4 protein-coding genes are annotated in these 5,303 nt (G+C 62.4%); 1 reads left to right on the forward strand and 3 read right to left on the reverse strand.

All coding sequences use genetic code 11. From position 1 onward, the window contains the following. The 3 genes from R6U20_RS07865 to R6U20_RS07875 form a co-directional block, all read right to left on the reverse strand. On the reverse strand, positions 1-1,035 hold a 1,035-nt coding region (locus tag R6U20_RS07865), incomplete at its 3' end, for a thiolase family protein (protein WP_410337310.1). Between the two features lie 226 nt (positions 1,036-1,261). Further along, positions 1,262-3,670: a 3-hydroxyacyl-CoA dehydrogenase NAD-binding domain-containing protein gene (locus R6U20_RS07870; protein WP_410337311.1), complete on the reverse strand. Its 2,409-nt coding sequence runs from the start codon at positions 3,668-3,670 to the stop codon at positions 1,262-1,264. A 551-nt stretch (positions 3,671-4,221) separates the two neighbouring features. Beyond that, positions 4,222-4,995 (reverse strand): hypothetical protein, encoded by a 774-nt coding sequence (locus R6U20_RS07875; RefSeq protein ID WP_410337312.1) that lies wholly within the window; start codon positions 4,993-4,995, stop codon positions 4,222-4,224. A gap of 97 nt (positions 4,996-5,092) precedes the next feature. Here R6U20_RS07875 and R6U20_RS07880 point away from each other — a divergent pair. Next, on the forward strand, positions 5,093-5,303 hold a 211-nt coding region (locus R6U20_RS07880), incomplete at its 3' end, for an MGMT family protein (RefSeq protein ID WP_410337313.1).

The raw sequence follows: 5,303 nt of genomic DNA on the forward strand, positions 1-5,303 counted from the left end.
CGCGCCTCCGTTTACGTTCACGATCTCGGGATCGAGGCCCACTTCGCGAATCACGGCCACCGACTGCGCTGCAAAGGCTTCATTCAGCTCCACCAATCCAATGTCGTCGAGCGAGAGACCGGCCTGGTCGAGCGCTTTCGGGATGGCTTCGACCGGCCCAATGCCCATCAGCTCCGGAGCCACACCGGCCACGGAAAAGCTCACAAGGCGCCCAATCGGGTCGGCGTCGAGCTCGGCGAGCTTCTTCTCACTCACCACGACCGTAGCTGCCCCGCCATCCGAGCGCTGCGAGGCGTTGCCAGCGGTTACGCTGCCGCCCCGGCGAAAGGCCGGTCGCAATCCGCCCAGCGCTTCCAGGCTGGTGTCAAAGCGCGGACCTTCATCGGTATCAAAGGTCACGGACTGCTCCTGCACCTCGCCGTCGTCGTAATGGCGAATGTGCACGTCGAGCGGGACGATCTCGTCGTCGAAGCGTCCGCTCTGGACCGCATCGGCGGCGCGCTCATGCGAGCGCAGCGCAAACTCGTCCTGGTCTTCACGCGAGATGCCGTACTTGTCGGCGACATTCTCGGCGGTGATGCCCATTGACACAAAGTAGTCGGGGTCGGTCTCTGTAAGCTCTGGATCCGGCTGAAAGTAGAAGCCGCTCATGGGCACGTGGCTCATGGATTCAGCCCCGCCCGCCACCATCACGTCGGCCTGACCGGTTACGATCGCTTGCGTGGCCATCGCAATGGTCTGCAGGCCCGAGGAGCAGAAGCGGTTCACGGTGGCGCCGGGCACGTGGTCGGGCAGCCCCGCTTTCTGAGCGATGGCACGGCCCATGTTCATGCCCTGCGGACCTTCCGGAAAGGCACAGCCCATAATCACGTCCTCGACATCGTCCTTGCTCAGTCCCGGCACGCGGTCAATGGCGCCTTGAACGGCAACAGATCCGAGCTTTTCGGGACGCGTAGTGCGCAGCGTGCCGCGATCCGCCTTGCCCACGGCGGTACGCACACTGCTCATGATAAATGCTTCGTTGGTTGCTTGCATAGTTGGATTCGTTGGCTTTGTTAAGGGATGCGAGTGGACACTCTAGTGCTGCGTCACGCGTGCTTGTTTGGGTTATTTGCGCGCACGAAATCCCTCTCCCTAAATCCCCCTCGTCTGAGGGGGACTTCAATGGGAGTGTCCTATGGTTCCTTCCTCCCTGGGGAGGAAGGCTAGGATGGAGGGGAAAACGCGCATCTGACCCCAATCATTTAGGTGTGACACAGCGTTAGTTGCGCAGCGGCTTATTGTGCTTCAGGATGTGCTCCACACGCGCCTGGGTCTTCTCTTCACCCAAGAGACTCAAGAACACCTCCACCTCCAGATCCAGCAGGTACTGCTCATCGACCTCTTGCGGCGCGGTCAGGTCGCCGCCGGTCATCACGTAAGCCAGCTTATGCGCCAGGAACTGGTCGTACTCGCTGATGTAGCCGCCCTCCTTGTACTGGTGCAGCGCCACGTCGAAGGCCGCGCGTCCAGGCTCGCCCAGCACCTTGATGCGGTCGAGCGTCGGCGGCGGCAGGTAGCCCTGCTCGCTCTTGGCAATGACCTGCTGCTTCGCCACATGCAGACGCCGCTTGTCGTGCATCACGATCGTCGTGTGCTCCGGCAGGATGCCGTTGTCGATCGCCTGGTGCGCACTTTCTGCAACTTCCGCCATCGCGATCGTCTCGAAGTAGCCACGCAAGATCGCCTGGATGTCGCTCGGGTGGTCGCTCGCCGCGCGCTGATCGGCCCACGCAGCCATGCGCATGGTGCCGGTGCCCGCAGGAATCAGCCCCACGCCCAGCTCCACGAGTCCGATGTAGGTTTCGAGCGAAGCCACCGGCTGCGGACACGCCATCGCCATCTCGCAGCCGCCGCCCAGCACTTTCTGATGCGTGGCCACGACCACCGGCTTCGTGGCATAGCGTACCTTCTGGATCGTCTGCTGAAACTGCTTGATGTAGGCACCAATCGCCTGAAAATCGCCCTGCAGCGCCGACTCGGCCATCTCGCCCAGGTTGGCGCCTACGCTGAAGTTCTTCCCTTCGTTGCCAATCACCAGCCCGCGCAGTTCAGGCGTGTCTTCGACCCTCGTAATGGCCTCGTGCAGCCCGCGCATCACCTGCTGGCCCAGCGCATTCGCCTTGGATCGGAACTCAAAGAGCGCCACACCATCGCCCATGTCGAGCAGCGCCGCCTCGTCGTTCTCCCAGAGCGTACGTTCGTCATCGGTTTTAATGGATGCGAGGGGGAGTTCGTCGCTCGGGGCGGGGTCGTCAATGTAGGTGGTGTCGCTCGGACGGTAGACGTGCTGCGCACCGCCATCGGTTCGATAGAACGCGGCATCGTCTCGGTTCGCGAGCGGGTCTATCCAGTCGGGCAGCGTGCGGTCGCGTTCGGCAAGCGCATCGCGGACCCGCTGCATGCCCAGCGCATCCCACATTTCGAATGGACCCATCTCCCAGCCAAAGCCCCACCGGATGGCGCGGTCTACGTCGGCGGGGTTGTCGGTGATTTCGCCGATGCGGTTCGCACTGTAGGCCAGCAGGTCGAGCGTCGTTTCGCGGAAGAAATGCCCCGCGCGTCCGTCGTCGTTCCAGAGCGCCTGCAAGCGCGCCGTCAGGTCGCCCGCCTTCTTGATCGCACCCAGGTCGCCGAGGTCTTGCTCAGCGGCAGAGGTGTATTCCAGCGAGTCCGGATCGACCGACTTAATCTCGCCGTCGTCTTTGGTGTAGAATCCGGCCCGTGTTTTCTGGCCCAGCTTGCCCGCATCCACCAGCTTCTGCAGCAGGTCGGGCGCGTGGAAGGCCTCGCGCTGTTCGTCGTTTTCGACCTTATCGTAGAGGTTTTCGGTAACGTCGAGCAGCACGTCGAGTCCCACCAAATCAGCCGTGCGAAAGGTGGCCGACTTCGGGCGTCCCACGAGCTTACCGGTGAGCGTATCGATCTCCTCGATCGTGTAGTCGCCCTCGGTGAAGTACCGAATCGCCTGCAGCTGCCCGTACACGCCCACGCGGTTGCCGATGAAGTACGGTACATCGTTGGCCACGACGATGCTCTTGCCCAGATGCACGCGCCCAAACTGCGCGACGCGCTCCACGAGGTCGGCGTCGGTATCCGCAGTCGGAATCAGCTCCAGCAGCTCCAGGTAGCGCGGCGGATTGAAAAAGTGCGTGCCCAGAAAGCGCTGCTTAAAGGCGTCGGAGCGCCCGTGCGCAATCTCGTTGATGGGCAGCCCACTGGTGTTCGTCGAGATCACCGCATCACTGGCCGCGTGCTCCTCGACGCGCTCGTGGATGCTGCGTTTGATGTCCATGCGCTCGACCACCGCCTCAATGACCCAGTCGGCCTCGGCGATGCGCTCGAAGTGGTCGTCGAAGTTGCCCAGCGTGATGCGCTCGGCCGCCTCGTCGTTCACAAACGGGTCGGGACTGGCCTTGCGCGTCTGTTTAAAGCTTTTGGTGACGACGCTGTTGGGATCGTCGTCGCCTGCAATGTCGAGCAGGTGTACGTTGAGCCCGGCATTGGCCAGGTGAGCGGCAATTTGTGCGCCCATGGTGCCCGCGCCCAGCACCGCGGCCGTCCGAAACGGGCGATGCGTGGTGGGCGTGGCCACCTGCAAGGAGCGGGTGGATACAGAGGTCGTTTCCATAAGAGTCTAAACGCGAATCGTGAGTGGATAGCGAACAGGAGGCACGGCACTTAACGGTGTTAACTTACAATGCGTCACACACAAATGGAAGCGCTTGCACCGCGCTTTGTTGAGTTTCCAACAGGCTTCGAAGAGCAGGTGTAGGCTCTGGCGGATCTGGTAGATCGTGGGAGACCGGCCAGATCTTTATCATCAGACCACGTGTGACGCCGCACTACTGCTGTGTCACAGGTCAATGTTTGGGGTGCAACATGCCCCGTTTACATGGTGTCATCTTGAGCGAAGCGGCTCCGCCAAGGAGACGCGAAGTCCTGACACGAGCGAAGCGACTGATGAACGCAGTGAATAAAGATCTCCCCCAAGGTGGGCAGGATCCCCTGTCCCGCCGGATCTTCTGAACGCCAGGGAGATGGTTCCCCCGACAGCGGTCGGGGCTCCGTCGCCTTCCGCTCACCATGACAGGCTTCGTGGGGGCTGATTGCAGGACAACCATCAAAATGAGGGTTGACACAGCACTACGAAGCGGCCCACTCGATCGAACAGAGGCAGTTCTATTGCTCCGCAAACCGCCAGCCAAACAGCAGGTCGGTGGCGAGGGTGGCGTCGCGGATGTGCAGTTCCAGCGTCTCCACGCCGCGTAGCACGTCGGTCGTATCGGTCGTGCTGCGGGGAAAGTGCAGCGTGTTGTGGCGGTAGTGGGCGCGCTCGTCGTTCGACCACGTCATGGGGCGCGCCCACGTTGCATCAATGCTATCGGGGGCAATCGTCACACCGGTATCGGTGCGCAAAAAGATGTCCCAGCGTGCATTGCGCAGATTGGTGATGCCGTAGCTGCTGCGACGCTGGCGGTTGACGTAGGTGTGCACGTCGATCAGGATCGAGGCGGCATGCGGGGCATCAACGCGAGAGGCAATCACGCGCTCGGCTTCGTCGCGGGCATACGCCCCGATGGAGGTCTGGCGGTCGAGTGCGAGCAGACGCAGTTCGCGACTCCACAGCGTGGCGAAGCTGCGCATGCGTCCGGCTTCGAGGAGTCCATCGTTGCCCCGCCGTGCCCGGTAGCCCGAGGACCACATCTGTTTGAGGCGTCCCAGCGGCGCATCCGCCTGAAACCGAATCCGCTCCGCCTCGGGCTGCAACTGCACATGGCGCAGCGAATCCACAGGCGGCACGGTTGCCGGTACGGGCAGGAAGCGCGTGGCAATGTCGAGCGGTGCCAGATCGCTGGATCCGAGAAGGCCTGTGCATCCAGCGCCTATTGCAAGCACGAGCATGGCCCACAGACCGCTACGAGGCAAGGGGGATGCAGAGAATAGACGCGGCATAGCAGGCGGCAGACAACTTCGGCACAGCGAATTGGTATCTGGCAGATGTATCCAATAAACGCCTGCGTAGCCGTATCATCAACCCTATACCGCACACATGGCGGATTCTGACTTCTACCGACGCGTTTGGGCCGTCGTGGAGCGCATCCCTGCCGGATGCGTGGCCACGTACGGCGATATTCCCGAGTATCTGGCCCGCCGGAGCGCTGCTCGCACGGTGGGCTGGGCGCTTAACGCCGCCGCCGGAACCGCCGTGCCGTGTCACCGGGTCGTGAATCGCAACGGCGCTATCGACGGCCAACCGTTTG

Source organism: Longimonas sp. (genome assembly GCF_046498435.1).
Taxonomy (GTDB): Bacteria; Bacteroidota; Rhodothermia; order Rhodothermales; family Salinibacteraceae; genus Longimonas.